The organism is Mesorhizobium sp. ES1-4, from assembly GCF_020164745.1.
Lineage (GTDB): Bacteria > Pseudomonadota > Alphaproteobacteria > Rhizobiales > Rhizobiaceae > Mesorhizobium.
In genome coordinates this window covers 204,484-222,144 of the sequence record NZ_JAIUGV010000003.1, presented here as the reverse complement: position 1 = coordinate 222,144, position 17,661 = coordinate 204,484, and the positions used below count along the sequence as shown (strand labels likewise).

At 64.4% G+C, this 17,661-nt stretch carries 18 protein-coding genes; 11 read left to right on the top strand and 7 right to left on the bottom strand.

Going from position 1 to position 17,661, the window contains the following annotated elements:
* Positions 1 to 156 precede the first annotated feature (156 nt).
* The 9 genes from LB556_RS07040 to LB556_RS07000 all read left to right on the top strand — a co-directional run bounded on the left by LB556_RS07040 (position 157) and on the right by LB556_RS07000 (position 9,795).
* Positions 157 to 1,011 (top strand): FAD binding domain-containing protein, encoded by an 855-nt coding sequence (locus LB556_RS07040; RefSeq protein ID WP_224565463.1) that lies wholly within the window; start codon positions 157 to 159, stop codon positions 1,009 to 1,011.
* The gene (locus tag LB556_RS07035; RefSeq protein WP_224565461.1) at positions 1,008 to 3,794 is read left to right on the top strand and encodes a molybdopterin-dependent oxidoreductase; all 2,787 of its coding nucleotides are present in this window, start codon (positions 1,008 to 1,010) and stop codon (positions 3,792 to 3,794) included. The genes LB556_RS07040 and LB556_RS07035 overlap by 4 nt, the downstream gene beginning before the upstream one ends.
* Positions 3,791 to 5,332, top strand: a complete 1,542-nt coding sequence (locus LB556_RS07030) for a 6-hydroxynicotinate reductase (RefSeq protein ID WP_224565459.1) — start codon at positions 3,791 to 3,793, stop codon at positions 5,330 to 5,332. Before LB556_RS07035 ends, LB556_RS07030 begins: the two co-directional genes overlap by 4 nt.
* Positions 5,332 to 6,216, top strand: coding sequence for a UPF0280 family protein (locus LB556_RS07025; protein WP_224565951.1), 885 nt, complete (start codon positions 5,332 to 5,334; stop codon positions 6,214 to 6,216). Before LB556_RS07030 ends, LB556_RS07025 begins: the two co-directional genes overlap by 1 nt.
* Positions 6,209 to 6,793 carry an amino acid synthesis family protein gene (locus tag LB556_RS07020; RefSeq protein WP_224565457.1) on the top strand — a complete coding sequence of 195 codons (585 nt, stop codon included), beginning with the start codon at positions 6,209 to 6,211 and terminating at the stop codon, positions 6,791 to 6,793. Before LB556_RS07025 ends, LB556_RS07020 begins: the two co-directional genes overlap by 8 nt.
* Positions 6,790 to 7,251, top strand: a complete 462-nt coding sequence (locus LB556_RS07015; protein ID WP_224565455.1) for a MarR family winged helix-turn-helix transcriptional regulator — start codon at positions 6,790 to 6,792, stop codon at positions 7,249 to 7,251. The genes LB556_RS07020 and LB556_RS07015 overlap by 4 nt, the downstream gene beginning before the upstream one ends.
* 210 nt (positions 7,252 to 7,461) lie before the next feature.
* Positions 7,462 to 8,274: a transporter substrate-binding domain-containing protein gene (locus LB556_RS07010; RefSeq protein WP_224565453.1), complete on the top strand. Its 813-nt coding sequence runs from the start codon at positions 7,462 to 7,464 to the stop codon at positions 8,272 to 8,274.
* Positions 8,275 to 8,417: 143 nt separating this feature from the next.
* Complete coding sequence (locus tag LB556_RS07005) at positions 8,418 to 9,086, top strand: amino acid ABC transporter permease (RefSeq protein ID WP_224565451.1); 669 nt, start codon at positions 8,418 to 8,420, stop codon at positions 9,084 to 9,086.
* A complete protein-coding gene (locus LB556_RS07000) occupies positions 9,073 to 9,795 on the top strand; it encodes an amino acid ABC transporter ATP-binding protein (RefSeq protein ID WP_224565449.1) in 723 nt (240 codons plus the stop codon). Before LB556_RS07005 ends, LB556_RS07000 begins: the two co-directional genes overlap by 14 nt.
* A 135-nt stretch (positions 9,796 to 9,930) precedes the next feature.
* On the opposite strand, the gene LB556_RS06995 is transcribed toward LB556_RS07000, so the two are convergent.
* The 5 genes from LB556_RS06995 to LB556_RS06975 form a co-directional block, all read right to left on the bottom strand.
* Positions 9,931 to 10,725 (bottom strand): inositol monophosphatase family protein, encoded by a 795-nt coding sequence (locus LB556_RS06995; protein ID WP_224565447.1) that lies wholly within the window; start codon positions 10,723 to 10,725, stop codon positions 9,931 to 9,933.
* A gap of 80 nt (positions 10,726 to 10,805) precedes the next feature.
* A complete protein-coding gene (locus LB556_RS06990; RefSeq protein ID WP_224565445.1) occupies positions 10,806 to 11,807 on the bottom strand; it encodes an LLM class flavin-dependent oxidoreductase in 1,002 nt (333 codons plus the stop codon).
* Positions 11,804 to 12,637 (bottom strand): arylamine N-acetyltransferase family protein, encoded by an 834-nt coding sequence (locus LB556_RS06985; protein ID WP_224565443.1) that lies wholly within the window; start codon positions 12,635 to 12,637, stop codon positions 11,804 to 11,806. The genes LB556_RS06990 and LB556_RS06985 overlap by 4 nt, the downstream gene beginning before the upstream one ends.
* A 70-nt stretch (positions 12,638 to 12,707) precedes the next feature.
* The gene (locus LB556_RS06980; RefSeq protein ID WP_224565441.1) at positions 12,708 to 13,877 is read right to left on the bottom strand and encodes an AI-2E family transporter; all 1,170 of its coding nucleotides are present in this window, start codon (positions 13,875 to 13,877) and stop codon (positions 12,708 to 12,710) included.
* A 204-nt stretch (positions 13,878 to 14,081) separates the two neighbouring features.
* Positions 14,082 to 15,143: an LLM class flavin-dependent oxidoreductase gene (locus tag LB556_RS06975; protein ID WP_224565439.1), complete on the bottom strand. Its 1,062-nt coding sequence runs from the start codon at positions 15,141 to 15,143 to the stop codon at positions 14,082 to 14,084.
* Between the two features lie 221 nt (positions 15,144 to 15,364).
* On the opposite strand from LB556_RS06975, the gene LB556_RS06970 reads away from it, so the two are divergent.
* Positions 15,365 to 15,793: a DUF6481 family protein gene (locus tag LB556_RS06970; RefSeq protein ID WP_224565437.1), complete on the top strand. Its 429-nt coding sequence runs from the start codon at positions 15,365 to 15,367 to the stop codon at positions 15,791 to 15,793.
* Between the two features lie 143 nt (positions 15,794 to 15,936).
* Here the strand turns inward: LB556_RS06970 and sugE are convergent, their stop codons facing one another.
* Both sugE and LB556_RS31585 read right to left on the bottom strand, forming a co-directional pair.
* On the bottom strand, positions 15,937 to 16,251 hold the full coding sequence (gene sugE, locus LB556_RS06965) for a quaternary ammonium compound efflux SMR transporter SugE (protein WP_224565435.1): 315 nt from the start codon (positions 16,249 to 16,251) through the stop codon (positions 15,937 to 15,939).
* Between the two features lie 198 nt (positions 16,252 to 16,449).
* Positions 16,450 to 16,575, bottom strand: a complete 126-nt coding sequence (locus LB556_RS31585; RefSeq protein ID WP_137931536.1) for a hypothetical protein — start codon at positions 16,573 to 16,575, stop codon at positions 16,450 to 16,452.
* A gap of 211 nt (positions 16,576 to 16,786) precedes the next feature.
* On the opposite strand from LB556_RS31585, the gene LB556_RS06960 reads away from it, so the two are divergent.
* Positions 16,787 to 17,596 (top strand): transglutaminase-like domain-containing protein, encoded by an 810-nt coding sequence (locus LB556_RS06960; protein WP_224565433.1) that lies wholly within the window; start codon positions 16,787 to 16,789, stop codon positions 17,594 to 17,596.
* Positions 17,597 to 17,661: the final 65 nt, after the last annotated feature.

Sequence of the window (17,661 nt, the reverse complement as noted above, 5' to 3'; positions counted from 1 at the left end):
CTGGCTTTGACAATTTCCACCGTCTTGATATCATTTGCATACGAATGAATTTCCGGGCGAAGCCGGTAAAGACTGTCATTGGGCAAGCGCTTTGGGAGGGCCGATTTCGGGGAGGCCCACCTCTCTGGAAATGCCCATTTTGTCGGGAAGGCAGGCGTGATCCGTTACGCGAAACCCACCACGGTCGACGAAGCGCTCGTGCTGCTTGGCGGGGGCGCCTGGCGTATCCTTGCGGGCGGCACGGATTTCTATCCGGCGCAGGGCAGCAAGCCGTTTCGCGACGATGTCCTCGATATCAACGGCCTGACAATGTTGCGCGGTATCGCCGAGACCGGCAGCCACTGGATCATCGGCGCGCGCACGACATGGACCGATGTCATCCGCCACCCCCTGCCGCCAGCCTTCGACGCCCTGAAGCAGGCGGCGCGCGAGGTCGGCTCGGCGCAGATCCAGAACGTCGCTTCCGTCGCCGGCAATCTCTGCAACGCCTCGCCGGCCGCCGACGGCGTGCCTGCGCTGCTCGTGCTCGACGCCGAGGTCGAGCTATGCTCGGCGGCGGCGACACGCTATCTGCCCTTGCAAGGCTTCATTCTCGGCAACCGCCGCACCGCCTTGCAGCCTGGCGAAATGGTGACGGCCATCCGTGTGCCGAAACCCACCGGCACGTCGGCCTTCGTCAAGCTCGGCGCGCGGCGCTATCTCGTCATCTCCATCGCCATGGTAGCGGCGCGGCTGGTTGTCGAAAATGGCACTGTCGCGGACGCGGCCGTCGCCGTCGGCTCGTGTTCCGCCGTTGCCAGCCGGCTTGCCGGCGTCGAGGCGGCGCTGCGCGGGCTTGCCCTGGACGCCGGGCTTGCTGCCGCGGTCCGGTCGGCGCCGATGGCCGAGCTGTCGCCCATCGCCGACGTGCGCGGCAGCGCCGAATACAGGCTGGATGCGGTGCGCGAGATCGTCGCCCGCGCCGTGCTTGAGGCCATGGGAAAGCCGACAGGCGACAAGGTGGCCGCATGAGTATGGATCGCGCCGATATCGCCTTCGCTGTCAATGGCGCCGCCGTCTCGGTCAACGTGCCGCCGCTGCGTCGGCTGTCCTCGGTGCTGCGCGACGAGTTGCGGCTCACCGGCACCAAAGTCGGCTGCGACGCCGGCGACTGCGGCGCCTGCACGGTGCTGGTCGACGGCGACCCTGTCTGCGCCTGCCTGATGCCGGCGGCCTCCGCCGCCGGCACTGCCGTGACGACGGTCGAGGGCCTCGCCAATGGCCGGCTGTCGGCGTTGCAAGCCTCGTTCCTCGCGCATGGTGCCGCGCAATGCGGCATCTGCACGCCGGCGCTGCTGGTCGCGGCAACCGCATTGCTGGAAACGAAACCTAGGCCGACCGAGACCGAGGTGCAGGATGCGCTGGGCGGCATCCTCTGCCGCTGCACCGGCTACCGGAAGATCATCACGGCGGTGATGGATGCCGGACAATTTGCCGGTGAGGGGCAGCACCAGCATCAATCGTTGCATCGCGACCTCGATCGCAGAATGCCCGTCTCGGGCCATGCCGTCGGCTCCTCCCCGGTCAGGCTCGATGGCGTGCCGAAAGTGACCGGGGCCGAGAAATTCGGCGGCGATTCTTTCCCTGCCGACGCGCTTGCCGTTCTGGTGATCCGCTCGCCGCACTATCATGCAAAGTTCGATTTCGGCGACATCGATGGCTGGGCAAGAAGTCATCCCGGCATATCAGGCGTCTTCACGGCCGCCGATGTCCCGGGAAAAAATTGTTTCGGCGTTATCGGCCCGTTCGCCGACCAGCCGGCGCTGGCCGTGGGCTATGCGCGGCTTCGCGGCGAGGCTGTCGCGCTGGTCGCCGGCGAACGCGAGGCGATGCTCGATCTGGATCTGTCGGATTTCCCTGTCCGCTGGACCGAACTGCCGCACGTTCTCCAGCCCCGCGATGCGCAGGCCGAAGGTGTCGCGCTGATCCATGAAAACCGTCCGGCCAATTTGTTGACCAAGGGCTTCGTCGAGCGCGGCGATCCCGAGTCGGCACTTGCCGGTGCGGCCGCCACCGCGAGCGGTGCGATCGACACCTCTTATGTCGAGCACGCCTATATCGAACCGGAAGCCGGCTATGCATATTTCGACGGCGATACGCTTGTTGTCGTCGCCTGCACCCAGGCGCCCTACATGGACCGCGACGATACGGCGAAAGTGCTCGGCCTCGCCGTCGACAAGGTGCGCATCGTGCCGACCGCGACCGGCGGTGGCTTTGGGTCCAAGCTCGACGTTTCCCTGCAGCCTCTCATCGGCCTTGTGGCCATGAAGACGGGGCGGCCCGCGGCCCTTGCCTACACCCGCAACGAATCCATGATCTCGACCACCAAGCGCCATCCGGCGCAAATGAGGGCGACCATCGGCGCCGACGCCGGCGGACGCGTTACCGGCATGGTCTTCGAGGGCGATTTCAACACCGGCGCCTATGCGAGTTGGGGCCCGACGGTGGCCAACCGCGTGCCCGTGCATGCCTCCGGCCCCTATGTCACGCCGAACTACCGCGCCGAGGGTCGCGCCATCCATACGCATGGTCCGATTGCCGGCGCCTTCCGTGGTTTCGGCGTGCCGCAGGCGACGATCATGCAAGAGACGCTCTATGACGAGCTCGCCGGCAAGCTCGGCATGGACAGGCTCGATTTTCGCCTGAAGAATTGCCTTCGGAACGGCTCCGAAACGGTTACCGGACAGCGTCTGGACTCCGGCGTCGGCATCGCCGAGTGCCTCGAAGCCTTGCGGCCGCATTGGGCGCGAGCGACGGCCGATGCGGATGCTTTCAACGATGCCAGCATCGATAGAAAACGCGGCGTCGGCGTCGCTTCGTGCTGGTACGGCTGCGGCAACACATCGCTGCCCAATCCGTCGACAATCCGGGTCGGCATCGTGGCCGAGGGTGCGGTTGTCCTGCACCAGGGCGCCGTCGATATCGGCCAGGGCTCCAACACCGTTATCCCGCAGATCTGCGCCGACGCGCTGGGCCTGCCGCTGGAAAAATTCCAGCTGAAGGGCGCCGATACGGCGATCAGTCCCGACGCCGGCAAGACGTCGGCCTCTCGGCAGACTTTCGTGACCGGCAAGGCGGCCGAGAAGGCGGGCCGCGCCCTGCGCGAAAAAATCCTGCGCTTTGCCAATGTCTCGGACAGGGCTTCCCTTCGACTGGACGGCTCGGCGATCGTCATTCGCGAAGGCGAGGCGACACGCCGTATCGATCTTGCCTCGCTCGATGGCGATGCCGACGGCTTCGTCTTCCGCGCCGAGGAGACCTATGACCCGCCAACGCTGCCGCTCGATGCCAAGGGCCAGGGCAAGCCCTACGCCGTCTACGGCTTTGGCGCGCAGATCGCCGAACTCGAGGTCGACCTCAAGCTTGGCACGGTCAGGCTGATCAAGATCACCGCCGCGCATGATGTCGGCAAGGCGATCAATCCACTGCTGGTCGAGGGCCAGATCGAAGGCGGCATCGCGCAAGGCATCGGCATGGCGCTGATGGAAGAATACATCCCCGGCCGCACCGAGAACCTGCACGACTATCTCATCCCGACCATTGGCGACGTGCCGCCGATCGAGACCATCCTTATCGAGGTGCCCGATCCCGAGGGGCCGTTCGGCGCCAAGGGCTTGGGGGAGCACGTGATGATCCCGACGGCGCCGGCGATCCTCAACGCCATCCGTCACGCCACCGGCGTGCTGGTCGACAAGGTGCCGGCAACGCCAAGCCGCATCCTGGCGGCCATCCGCGAAAAGGAGGCACGCACGTGAGCGAGCTTGCCGAGCGCTTCGAAACCCACGATCCCGGCGAGAAACTGGTGGCGGAGAAGATCCGCTGCGATGCCTGTCCCGTCATGTGCTACATCGCCGACGGCCGCACCGGCGCCTGCGACCGCTACGGCAATGTCGCGGGCCGGATCGTGCGCATGGACCCGCTGACCATCCTCGACCATGCGACGGAGACCGGCGCCGCCATGGTGCCCTTTGTCGCCGAGGGCGAGCAGTGGGACGGCGAATTCATCAACACCGGGCGCCGCTTCGTTACCGCAATCGGCGCCGGCACGACGTATCCCGACTACAAACCCGCTCCGTTCATCGTCAGCCAGGAAGTCGAAGGCGTCGATCTCGTCACGGTGGTGACCGAGGGCATCTTCTCCTACTGCGGCGTCAAGGTGAAGATCGACACCGACCGTCATATCGGTCCCGAAACGGCTATTGTGCGGGCAGAGGGCGAGGCTATCGGCCATGTCACGACGGGAGAATATGGCTCGCAGATGCTGTCGCTCGGCGGCGTGCATCATCTGACGGGCGGTTCGAAGGCGGAGGGCCGCGCCACTTGCGATGCGCTGCTCAACCTGTGCAACCGCAAGCCGGTGGAACTCACCATCGACGGTGGCGCCACAATAACGGTCGAAGCCGGCAAAGCCCCTGTCATCGACGGCAAGCAGGAACATCGCATGCGCGTCGGCTGCGGTTCGGCCACCATCGGCATGTTCGCCACGCAATGGCGCGGGCTGGTCGACGAGGTGGTGGTGGTCGACGACCACATCACCGGCGTCGTTTCCGAGCATCAGGCAGGCAAGGTACTGGGCTGGCAGGATACGGGCATAAAGATCAGCGGCCGCCGCTCGACCCCGGGCCGCTATTTCAAGGTGTCCGAGCCGGGCCTCGGCTGGGGCGGCACCAGAATTTCCGATCCGCTGTCGATCCTCGGCGAGTGGAACGCCAAGAAAGGCGCGCGACCGGGTCTGTCGCTGCTGATGGTTTCGACCACTGGCGAGCAGTTCGCCTATTACGAACTCGACAGCGACCTGAAGCCGGTCGAGAAGCCGTTTCCGGACCGGCTGCGGAAATCCGTCAATCTGATCGAGGACAATTGCGAGCCGGCTTTGTGCACGGTGCTGTTCATCGGCGGCGCCGGCGGCTCGCTGCGCGCCGGCGTCACCGAAAACCCGGTCAATCTCACCCGCTCCGTGCAACGCCTCACCACCTATGTCACCGTGGGCGGCGCGCCGGTCTATGTCTGGCCGGGCGGCGGCATCACGCTGATGGTCGACGTCACCAGGGTTCCGGAAGGCGCCTTCGGATATGTGCCGACACCGGCACTGGTGGCGCCGATCGAGTTCACGCTGCGCCGCGACGATTACATCAGGCTCGGTGGTTATGAGGCCGAAATCCGCAGCGTCGCTGATATCGTCGCCAAGGGCGGCGAGTACCTCAACCCGCGTCGCGGCAGCGGTGCGCCCGCCGGCAATCCGTGGCCGCCGCTGGCGCAGTTGCGCCGCGCAGGCTCGGACGGGGCCGGATGATGGACGGCCCGCAAGCGCACTGGCTGCAGGACGGCAAGCGACTGCATCTCAACCATGGGCCGATCGACCTGATCGTCGAGGCGTTCGGCGAGGTTGATGAATGTCGCGCCGCCTACGCCCAGGCCGTCGCGCGCTTCCAGACGATCCTGATCGAGTTGGTCGAGGAGCTTCCAGAATTGCGCCTGCCGGCGTTTTTCCTGGCGCCGCGCGCCTTTGCCAGCCCGACGGCGCGCCGAATGGAAGCAGCCGTCATGCCCCTGGCCGAATGCTTCATTACGCCGATGGCCGCCGTCGCCGGATCGGTAGCCGACGAAATGATCGCCGCGCTGCTTGCCGGCCGCAAGCTTGATCGCGCCTATGTCAACAATGGCGGCGACAGCGCCATCCATATCGGCAAGGGCGGGTCGATGGGGTTGGCGGTCGCCGGCACCGGCAACGGCATGGCCGATCGGATAACGATCCGCGCGCGGGATGGCGTGGGCGGCGTCGCGACCAGCGGCTGGCGTGGCCGCTCCTTCTCGCTTGGCATCGCCGACGCCGTCACCGTGCTCGCGCGGACCGGCGCTGAGGCCGATGCGGCAGCGACGCTCATCGCCAACGCGGTGGACCTGCCGGGCAATCCCGCCATCAGGCGTATCCCCGCGCGCGACCTGTCACCCGACAGCGATCTCGGCGCGCGGCCGGTGACACAAGGCGTCGGCACGCTTGCGCCTGATGAAGTGGCGCGGGCGCTGGACAATGGCCTTGCGGTCGCCGAAGATTTTCGCCGGCGCGGCCTGATTGCCGCATCGGCGCTGTTTCTTGGCGGGGAGGCCCGCATCAGTGGCTCCGTCGCGCTCGGCGCGCCCAACAAGCATGAACCGGAGGAAGTTGCCCATGCCTGAGTTTCCGATCCGCAAGATAGCGGTGCTGAGCGAAGAGATTTTTCACGACGGCGGGCCGGTCGCGGGCGTGCCGCGTCGGCGTGCCGCCGCCATGGCCGTGGTCAGGAACGCTTTCGCCGGGCGCTATGTCGAGGAGTTGCAGAGCGCCATGGATGACCTGAAGCCGCTCGGCCTGCTGCTCGCCGACCGGCTGATCGCAGCCCTCGGCGGCGACGTCAAACAGATCGACGGCTATGGCAAGGGCGCCATCGTCGGCACCGCGGGCGAACTGGAACATGGTGCGCTGTGGCATGTGCCGGGCGGCTATGCGATGCGCGAGCGGCTGGGCGATGCGAAGGCGATCGTGCCCTCGGCCAAGAAGGTCGGCGCCTTCGGTTCAAGGCTCGATGTGCCGCTCGGCCATATCAACGCCGCCTATGTGCGCAGTCATTTCGACGCCATGGAAGTCGGCATCAGCGACGGCCCACGCCCGGACGAGATCCTGTTTTGCCTCGCCATGACCTGCGGTCCGCGCATCCATGACCGCATGGGTGGCCTCGCGGCGGACGAGATAAAAGCCTGGGACGGGCTGCGGTGAGCGGCGAGGACAATCTGCTCAAGCTGGTCGAGGCCGAAGAGGCCGACGACCACGACTACCTCCTGCAGGAGCAGGTCGGCTTCATCCTGCGCAAGGCGCACCAGCGCCATGTGTCGATCTTCGCCGCCCGTATCGGCGACCTGACGCCGCCGCAATTCGCCGCACTCGCCAAGCTGCGCGACGTCGGCGAAACCTCGCAAAACCAGCTCGGCACATTGATCGCCATGGATGCCGCGACCGTGAAAGGCGTCATCGATCGGCTGAAGGCGCGTGGCCTGGTCGAGCTCTCCAGGCATGAGGTCGACAAAAGGCGGCTGCTGGTCAGTTTGACCGCGGAGGGTCGGGAAGCGATCGAGCGCCTGATCCCACTTGCAAGGGAGATCACGCAGGAAACGCTGGCGCCGCTCACGAACAAGGAAATCGCCACGTTCATGAAGCTGCTGGCCAAGCTGGCCTAGGCCCCGCACCGCCAACTGGAGCGCCGCCCCCGAGAAGAGGGGCAATCGTGGCCCAATCCAAAACGCAAATGTGAAGCATCTCCAAGTCTTGACTTGGGCCCCTGCCGATCCAGATGGCTCAGGGCGGGCTTTGAGTTCATGCATTCACGCACCACTCCTCATCGTTGACTCCGCTCGAAGCTGACGAATGCCCGCCGAAAGGAGACATCTGTGAAAAACAAGTCACTCATCGTGCTGGTCACGTCACTGGTTTCGGGCCTCGTGCTTGCATACGGTGCTACCTCGGCGGCGCTCGCGCAAAACGCGACCAACATCGTCGTCGGCGCGGATACCACCTTCCCGCCGTTCGAGACCGAGACGAACGGCGAGGTTACCGGCTTCGACATCGACATGATCAAGGCAATCGCCAAGGCGGAAGGCATGACGGTCAGCCTGAAGACGCTGCCGTTCAACGGGATTATCCCGAGCCTGCAGGCCGGATCGATCGATGCTGCGGTCGCCGGGATCACGATCAAGACCAGCCGGATGCAAAACGTCGATTTCAGCGACGCCTATTACAAGTCCGGCCTTTCGGTTCTGGTCAAGAAAGACTCTGACATCAAGGGCTTCGACGACCTCAAGGGCCACGTGGTCGCCACCAAGAAAGCCACCTCGTCGGTGGACTATATGACCGGCAAGGGCTTCCAGACCGACTACATCAAGCAATTCCAGAACATCGATGCCGCCTATCAGGCGCTCGAGACCGGTGGGGCCGATGCCGTCATCTTCGACAATCCGGTCAACGTCAATTTCAAGACCGCCCATAACAACGTCAAGATCGTGGGGCCGCTGCTGACCGGCGAATATTACGGCATCGCCATCAGCAAACAAAAGCCCGAGCTGGCCGCGAAGATCAATGACGGCCTCGCCAAGATCAAGCAGAACGGCGAATATCAGAAGCTGTTCGATACATATTTCGGCGGCGATACCAGCGGCATGGTCAAGGACGTGGAAAAGCCGGCGAGCGTTGCGGTTTCGGGTTGAGCCTCGTTCTGATCGTCTGAAGGTTAGAGAGCTCAGCCTGCCGGCTGTCCGGCAGGGAATCGCAAAGTAAGCGGCGCGAAACCACTGCGATGCGTTCTTCTTACCGAGGCGGCTGAAGACAGCAAAAATCCAAGGCACGGTTCATGGACCCCATCTGGCAAAACCTACCCGTGCTGCTCGACGGCTTGCGGCTGACGATCCAGTATTCGATCGTCGCCATCATCCTGATGGTGGTCATCGGCCTTGTCGCGGCGCTCATGCGCCTGTCGGCGGTAGCGCCTCTGAGGTGGATCGCCACCGCCTATGTCGAGATTTTCCGGTCCACGCCGCTGTTGGTGCAACTCTTCTTCATCGTGCTTGGATTGCCGGCGATCCTGCCCGTCAACCAGTGGTTCGGGCAACTGACCTATCCCATCCTGGCGGCCGCGCTCACGCTCAGCCTGAACGAAGGCGCCTACGTCACCGAAATCATCCGTGCGGGTATTCTCGGCGTCGACCGAGGCCAGAAGGAAGCCGCCCAGAGCATCGCGATGAACGGCTTCCAGACGATGCGCTACATCGTTCTGCCACAGGCGTTCAAGCGCATGATACCACCGTTGGTAAACCAGGCGGCCCAGACGATCAAGGACACCTCGCTGCTGGCTCCGGTGGGCATCGCCGAGTTGGTCTACAAGGGCGAGATCGTGATTGCCGAGACGTTCGCGTCCTTCGCCATCTGGGGTCTCATCGCGGCCCTCTACTTCGTCCTCATCTTCTCCGTGTCGAAATTCTCGTCTTATATGGAGAGGAGGCTTCAAGTTGATAAACGTTAAAGACCTTCACAAGTCCTTCGGCCACAATGAGATCTTGAAGGGGATAAGCACGCATGTGGCGGAAAAAGAGGTGGTCGTCGTTATCGGCCCTTCGGGGAGCGGCAAAAGCACATTTTTACGCTGCCTGAACGGCTTGGAGACCGCGACCAGCGGCGAAATTGAAATCGCCGGGATGACGCTGACCGATCCGAAGACGAACATTCACATGCTGCGTCAGCATGTCGGCATGGTGTTCCAGCAGTTCAATCTCTTCAAGCACCTGACCATACTGGAGAACGTCACCATCGGGCCGCGCAAGGTCAAGAAGGTCACGCCGGCCGAAGCCGACAAGGTCGCGCGCGAATTGCTGGCCAAGGTCGGCCTCGTGGGAAAGGAAGCGAGCTATCCGGACGAGCTTTCCGGCGGCCAGCAGCAACGGGTCGCGATCGCCCGTTCGCTGGCCATGGGACCGAACGTCATGCTTTTCGACGAGCCGACATCGGCGCTCGACCCCGAAATGGTGGGCGAAGTGCTTCAGGTCATGAAGACACTCGCGGTCGAAGGCATGACGATGGTGGTCGTCACCCACGAGATGGGCTTTGCCCGTGAGGTCGGGCACAGGGTGATTTTCATGGATGACGGACTGATCGTGGAGGAGGGAGCGCCCAAGGCGCTCTTCTCGGACCCACAGGTGGACCGTACGAAGAGTTTCCTGGCCAAAATCCTGTAGACGCCAAAAGCCTCGCTGCGGCGGATGGGCGTCAGCGCCATGCCAGCGCGTTGGCCATCAGGTTGGTTCACGGCAGGCGAAACGGAGGCTAACGGCCAATCGCTCGATGCCCTGCGCAAGGTTCGCGGCGTCCGCTCAATCGTCGAACACCCCTCGGCAGAGCTCTTGCAGCTTCGAAAACACGCCCTTGCCGCCAGCAATGACCCGCGTCCCGCTCCGCAGCACCGTCTTCGGATCCGCCTTCAGGATCGTGCCGCCGGCTTCCTCGATCAGCAGCATGCCGGCCATGCAGTCCCAGGCGTTCATGTGTTCTTCGACGTAGCCGAGCAGCCTGCCCGAGGCGACATAGGCGAGCATCAGCGCGCCGGACGCGTTGCGGAAGAAGACGCCCCCCTCGGCGAGGATATTCTTGATCAGCACGGCGATGTTTTCGGCCTCGGCCCGGTTTGAGAAGCCGGTTCCCACCGAGCCCTCCTCCAGGCTGGTCGCGGAGCTTGTCTTCATCGGCCTGCCGTTGACGAAGGCGCCGCCGCCCAGGCTTCCGTGGAAGGTCTCGCCGGTCGACGGCTCGTGGATGACGCCGACGACCGTCTCGCCATCCTTTGCGCAGGCGATCACCACGCACCAGGCCGGAATGCCGCGCACGAAATTGGCGGTGCCGTCGATGGGGTCGATGACCCAGACATGGCCGGTCGAGCCGGCGACCGAGGCATGCTCCTCGCCGACGATGCCGTCCCGCGGATAGTCGGCGGCGATTGCCGCGCGGATGAACAGCTCGACCTCACGGTCGGCTTGCGAGACCAGGTCCTGATGGCCCTTGCTCTCGATTGTCAGGCTGTCGAGATCGCGAAAATATTTCACGCCGAGTTCGCCGGCGCGCCGCGCCAGGTCGATGGCGAAATTCATGCGCGGGTCGAGGTCATGTGTCACGGAAAACTCGCTGCTGCCTGAGGACGCCCCGCACTTAGCAGAGCATCGATGTCGGCAAAAGCGGCTGGCCGCCTATTAATTCAGGCGGCTTGCGACAGCGATTTGTGGGCCTCGGCCAAAATCTCGAAGGAGCGCACGCGGGCGGCGTGATCGAAGATCTGCGCGGTAACCATCAGCTCGTCGGCGCCGGTGCGGCGCACGAACGCATCGATGCCTTGCCGGACCGTTTCCGGCGAGCCGACGACGGCGCAGGACAGCGCCTGGCCGAGCATGGTCTTCGCCATCGGGTCGAGATCCCGGTCATAGTTCTCGACCGGCGGCGGCAGTCGTCCAGGCCTGCCGGTGCGCAGATTGACGAAGGCCTGCTGCAGCGAGGTGAACAGCAGCCGTGCCTCGGCGTCGGTGGGCGCGGCAAAGACATTGAGGCCGAGCATGACATGCGGCTTGTCGAGTTGCTCGGACGGCTGGAACCGCGAGCGGTAGATGTCCAGTGCGGGATCGAGCTCCGCCGGCGCGAAATGCGAGGCGAAAGCGTAGGGCAGGCCGAGCATGGCGGCGAGCTGCGCGCCATAGAGGCTGGACCCGAGAATCCAGATCGGCACATTCTGGCCTTCGCCGGGCACGGCGCGCAGACGCTGCCCCTCCTCGGCGGGCAGGAAATAGCCCATCAGCTCGACGACATCCTGCGGGAAATTATCGACGCCGGCCTCTAGATTGCGGCGCAGCGCCCGCGCCGTATTCATGTCGGTGCCCGGCGCCCGGCCGAGGCCAAGGTCGATGCGGCCGGGAAACAGGGCGGCCAGCGTGCCGAATTGTTCGGCGATCACCAGCGGGGCATGGTTGGGCAGCATGATGCCGCCGGCGCCGACGCGTATGGTCTTGGTGCCGCCGGCGACATGGGCGATGACGACCGCCGTTGCCGCACTGGCAATGCCTGGCATGTTGTGATGCTCGGCCAGCCAGTAGCGCCTGTAGCCCAAGCGCTCGGCATGGCGGGCGAGGTCGAGCGAGTTGGCGAGCGATTGCGAGGCGTCGCTGCCTTCGACGATCGGCGACAGGTCGAGAACGGACAGTTCGGTCATATGGTGGTCTCCACGATCTTCGTCTCGCGCACCCGGGCCTCGAAGGCCGTGCGGTCGGGAATGTCGATGCCGAGCTGGCCTTCCAGCGTGTCGGCGAGTTCGGCGGCGGTGGTGATCTGCTTGTGCTCGGTGCGGCCGCCGATGTGGTGGATCGACAGGCGATTGCCACGCAGGGCGTAGCGCCGGTCGGGCGCGGCGCGGGCCGCCAGAACCGAGGTCAGGAAATGCGATGCCGGGTTGGTCGACAGGAAATAATTTGCGACGGAATAGTCGACCTCATATTGCGGCTGCAGATCGAAGCGATACAGCGAGCGCCAGCCGCCGCCGACGGCGGCCTGCAGGCGGAAGTTGTCGCCGGTTTCGACGATGCGGAACGTTTCGTGCGGGGTCTTCTGTTCGAGGCCCGGCTCGAGCAGCAGCGGGGCGGTGAGGGTCAGGCCGCCGAAGCCGACATCGGCTATATAGGTCCGGCCATCGAGTTCGGCACGCAAAAGCATGTGGCCACGCGCCGTGATCGCGTCCTCGCTCTGACCCCAGAGCACACGCGCGGCCAGGCCGCCGACCTCGAAGCCAAGCGCCTTCAGCGCATGCATGAAAATGAGATTGTGCTCGAAGCAATAGCCGCCGCGTCCACCAACCACGATTTTGTCCTGCAGCGAGGCAACATCCAGCTGCACGCTGCGGCCCAGAAACGGATCCATGTTCTCGAAGGGGATGGCCTGCGGATGCAGGAAATGGAGCGTCCTCAGCGTGTCGAGCGAGACATCCCTGGCACCGGCATGGCCGATCCGGGCGAAATAGGCGTCGAGGTCGAAGGGAACGTCGTTCATCGGGAAGGGCACCGGGCGCTGATCGGGCGGATATAGGCATTCGATCCCGCCGCCGCAAACCGTGCGCCGTTTATGCGGCGGCCGCACCGTCCTCTTCGTCGGCGTCCTGCTCCTCGACCGCCATATGTTGCGCGGCGAGAAAATTCCCGACGTGGCTGAGGCTCTCGAAATGGTCGCAGAACACCTTGATGACGACCAGCAGCGGCACTGCCATCAGCGCGCCGACGAAGCCCCACAGCCACGACCAGAATGCGATGGCGATGAAGACTGCCACGGCGTTGATCTCGAGCCGTCGCCCGACCACCATCGGCGTCACGAACTGGCCTTCGACGAGGTCACACAGCACCAGGAAGGCAGGCGCCAACAACGCATAGGCGATCGTGTCGAAGCTGATCAGGGCGATGATCGTGACCAGGACGAGCGTGATCATGGCCCCGATATAGGGCAGGAAATTGAGCAGAGCGGCGGCCGCGCCCCAGACCAGCGGATTGGGCATGCCGAGCGCCCACAGGCCGAGGCCGATGATCGTGCCGAGGCCGGCATTGATGATGGTGACGGTGAGCAGATAGTGCGAGATTTCCCGCTCGACGTCGTAGACGACCCGCAGCGCCCGCTTCTTTTCGGTGAGGCTGGCGAAGGACTGGATGATCTTCTCGTAGAACATCGTGCCCGAGGCGAGCAGGAACAGCGACAGCACGAAGATGATGGTCAGGCTTGTTCCGGCCGACAGGATATTGCCTGCCGCCGACGAGAGGAAGCCTGACTGCGCTACCGCGACTTTTTGCACGCCCGGTTCCTGCGAAGTCTCCGTGAGCCCTTCGATCTGGTGTGCAATCTTCATGATCCTCTCGACCGGCCGTTGAAACTGCGCCAGCCGTTCGGTCAATTGCTGGCCGATGGATGACGTGTTGTTGATGAGGTCGATGACGGGGCCACTGAGCACATAGCCGGCGCTCGTGAAGACGAAGATGGACACCAGCACCAGAAGCGTCGCCGAAACCGCTTCGGGAATGCCGCGCTTGCGCAGCAGCCGCACGATCGGTGTCAGTGTCAATGCCAGCAGGAAGGCGAGGATGACCGGCATGAAGAAGGCGCGTGCGAAATAGAGCGCATAGATGGACATGAACAGGAAGATGCCGACGAGCAGCGAGCGTATCAGGCGTGTATCGGCGCGCGCCGCCGCACGCGACTCTTCAGCCTCGGAAACGCCTGCGCCCAAAGTGGCGGGTTCGGCTTTCATCGTGGTCCCCTCGGCGGCACACCACAACTGATGCAATCCGCGGACCGAAACGCCGGCGCGGCGTCAAGGTTCCGTTAGCCGGCACATGGCACAGGCCCTCGAAGGCCTGCCGCCGATCGCGCAACCCGTCGCTCGGCCCGTGACCGTGTGATTGAGTCCGGGAATGAGCGGGCTTGGTACGAGAGCAGCCGGCGCTGCTCTGGATCACGCGACAGGCGCCGCGACGGCCGGCGCGGATTTGGCCGTTTCCTTGCGCACGAGCGGCGCCACCCTCGTGCCGTAAAGCTCGATCGCCTTCATGATCTTGGCGTGCGGCATGGTGCCGATCGCCATTTGCAGCAGGAAACGGTCGTTGCCGAAGATCCTGTGCTGGGCGACGATCTTCTCCGCCACCTGCTCCGGATTGCCGACGAACAGGGCGCCGTTGGGTCCACGCGATTGGTCGAAATGCGCGCGCGATGTCGGACCCCAGCCGCGCTCGCGGCCGATGCGGTTCATCACTTCCGCCTGCGGGCCGTAGAAATCGTCCGCTGCCTGCTCGGTCGTGTCGGCGATGAAGCCGTGCACGTTGATGCTGGTGGCCAACCCTGCCGGATCGCTGCCGGCCCGCTTGGCCGCTTCACGGTAGAGGTCGAACAGCGGCGCGAAGCGTGCCGGTTCGCCGCCGATTATGGCAAGCGCCAGCGGCAGGCCGAGCGCGCCAGCGCGGGCGGCGGATTGCGGCGTCCCGCCAATGGCGATCCAGACCGGCAGCCTGTCCTGGAAGGGCCTGGGATAGACGCCGCGATCGTTGATAGGCGCACGCAGATTGCCTGACCAGGTAACCTTCACCTGATCTCGGATGGCAAGCAGCAGGTCGAGCTTTTCGGCGAAAAGCTCGTCATAGTCCTCCAGGTTGTAGCCGAACAGCGGGAAGGATTCGATGAACGATCCACGCCCGGCCATGATCTCGGCCCGGCCGCTCGACAGGAGATCGAGGGTGGAAAACTGCTGGAAGACGCGCACCGGATCGTCCGAGGAGAGGACGGTGACCGCGCTGGTCAGCCTGATGCGCTTCGACCGTTCCGCCGCCGCGGCCAAAGCCACGACCGGTGCCGAGGCCGCGTAGTCGGGCCGGTGATGCTCGCCGAGGCCAAAGACGTCGAGGCCGACCTGGTCGGCCAGTTCGACCTCCTCGATCAGGTTGCGCAGCCGCTCGTGCGGGCCGATGGCGCCGGGGCCCGGCTGCGGGCTCACATCGGCAAAAGTGTAGAGGCCGAGTTCCATTGGATGTCATCCTGGTGTGTTGATTGTCGCGCTAGAGGTAGCGACACGTCCGTCACGCCGCCAGAGGGCGGCTGGTGAACAGTGCATGTCGATTTCGGCAGGAAATTGAGTCTCCCGGGTGCAACATGCCGGAATTTCATGGCTGGCATACCGTTTTGGCGCTTGAACTCCCGGTTTTCGCGCGTATGTAAGCGTCGCGACTAGACTTCAAGGAAGTGGACTTGGCTATCTACAGGGAAAAAGACATTTTTGAGCGGCGCAATGCCGCGACCGAGGCAAAGAAGGCGCTTCTGGAGCGCTTCAAGTCAAAGCCGGCAGCAGACGATCCCGCAGTGCTGGCGCGACAGGCCGAACGCAAGGCGATCCTTGCGGCTCGTGAGATCCGCGAGGCCGAAAAGGCCAAGCTGAAGCAGGAAAAGCTGGCACGCGAGGCGGCCGAGAAGGCCGAGCGCGAGGCCGCGGCCGAAGCGGCGCGCATCGCCGCCGAAGAGGCCGCCGCGGCGGAGGCGAAGCTGCGGGAAGCTGAAGAGAACGACCGCATCTCCCGCTTGCTGGCCGACGAAGCCGAGCGCAAGGCCAAGCGTGACGCACGCTATGCGGCGCGCAAGGCGCGTACCGGCCGGGCCCCACCCGGCTTCACGGGTCGCTGAGAGCGCACTAGCTTCGATGTATGACGAATGAGGGACGCGCTCCGGCGCGGCCCTTTTCACGTTTGCCGATGTCGCCCACCGGAAAATCCCATCATTCAGGGAGGCCGGATTGGCCGATAGCGTCAGCCGGCTGACAAGGCCGTTCAGGCCGCGAATTTCAGACCCATGATGCCGCAGACGATCAACGCGATGCATCCGAGCCTGATCGCCGTGGCGGGCTCGCCCAGCAGCCAGATGCCGAGCAGCGCCGTGCCGACGGTGCCGATACCGGTCCACACCGCATAGGCGGTGCCGACAGGCAGCGCCTTCAGCGCCAGGCCGAGCAAGGTGAGGCTGACGAGCATCGAAGCAACCGTCAGCACGGTCGGAGCCAGCCTGGTGAACCCGTCGGTGTATTTGAGGCCGATTGCCCAGCCGATTTCGAACAGGCCGGCGAAAAACAGAAAAGTCCAGGACATCGTAACGCTCCATCCAAACATCCGGGCTGCCGGCCTCGGATGCTCAGTCGACAATGGCGGGTCGTCCCGACCGAAGTTTCGGAAAGTGCGGGGTCGTCCCCGCATCGTCGCTATAGGGCTGCCCGAAGGCCCGATCAAACCTGCCGGCGGCATCGTCGAATGCCGCCGGGTGAAATCCCGCCGCCGGGTTGGCGAGACTTACTTTTCCTTGAGCCTCATCGCCTTGACCGGCGCCGCCTTTAGGGCTGGAGCAGCAGCGGGCTTCTTGGCATCCTTCTTCGGCTTGCGGGCTTCCTTGCCTGCCTTCATCGCACCTTTAGCCATGATTCGTTCCTCCAGTTGCGGGAGGCGGAGTGAAACAAGACAAAGGCCAGACTGCAAGAGGCTAGTGACTGCTGCCGGTGCCGGCAGGCCGCTTTCAACCGGTTTCTAATTTGCTCGTAAACCCCGGCGGTCCATGCCATGGTTGTCTTCGCACTGCAGCATCGACCCGGGCACCGCCGGGTGATCGCCAGGCAGGCCGGTCAGGACGACAATGCGGATCCACATCGGCTGCGAGATGAGCTTCGACTTTCCGCAGCAGACGCCGCTCATCGCGATGCTCAATGTCCACTATTCCCGCGCCGCTGACCTTGAGCGCCCGGATTTCCTGATCTCCAATCCGTCAGTGCCGATTGAAAGTTATCGCGACAGTTTCGGCAACTGGTGCAACCGGCTCCTCGCCCCGCCCGGGCGTTTCACTTTCGGTACGGATGCGGTGATCCGCGACCCCGGCACATTCGAGATGGGCGAGCCGATGGCATGGCAGCACGAGGTGCGCGACCTGCCGGCGGAAACGCTTCTGTTCCTGCTGCCCAGCCGGTTTTGCGAAAGCGACCTTCTGGCAAGCGAGGCATGGCGGCTGTTCGGCCATACACCGCCCGGCGTCCCGCGTGTGCAGGCGGTGTGCGATTTCGTCCACAATCACATCGTCTTCGACTACGGCAACGCCCGGGTGACGCGCACCGCGGCGGAAGCCAGGCGCGAACGGAGCGGCGTGTGCCGCGATTTCGCGCATCTCGCTGTCACATTCTGCCGGGCCCTCAATATCCCGACGCGCTACTGCACAGGCTACATCAGCGACATCGGCATGCCGAAGCCTTGGGCGAGCATGGATTTCTGCGCCTGGATGGAGGTTTATCTCGGCGGCCGCTGGCACGCTTTCGATCCGCGCAACAACGCGCCTCGTATCGGCCGCATCCTGATCGCCTCCGGCCGTGACGCGGCCGACGTGCCACTCACCCATATTTTCGGACCAGGTACGCTCGCGGGCTTCAAGGTATGGACCGACGAAGTCCGGGAATAGCTGGCGTACGTTGAACGACCGGACCATTGGCGCGTTGTGATGACTGTGCAGCTCTTCGGCAGTGC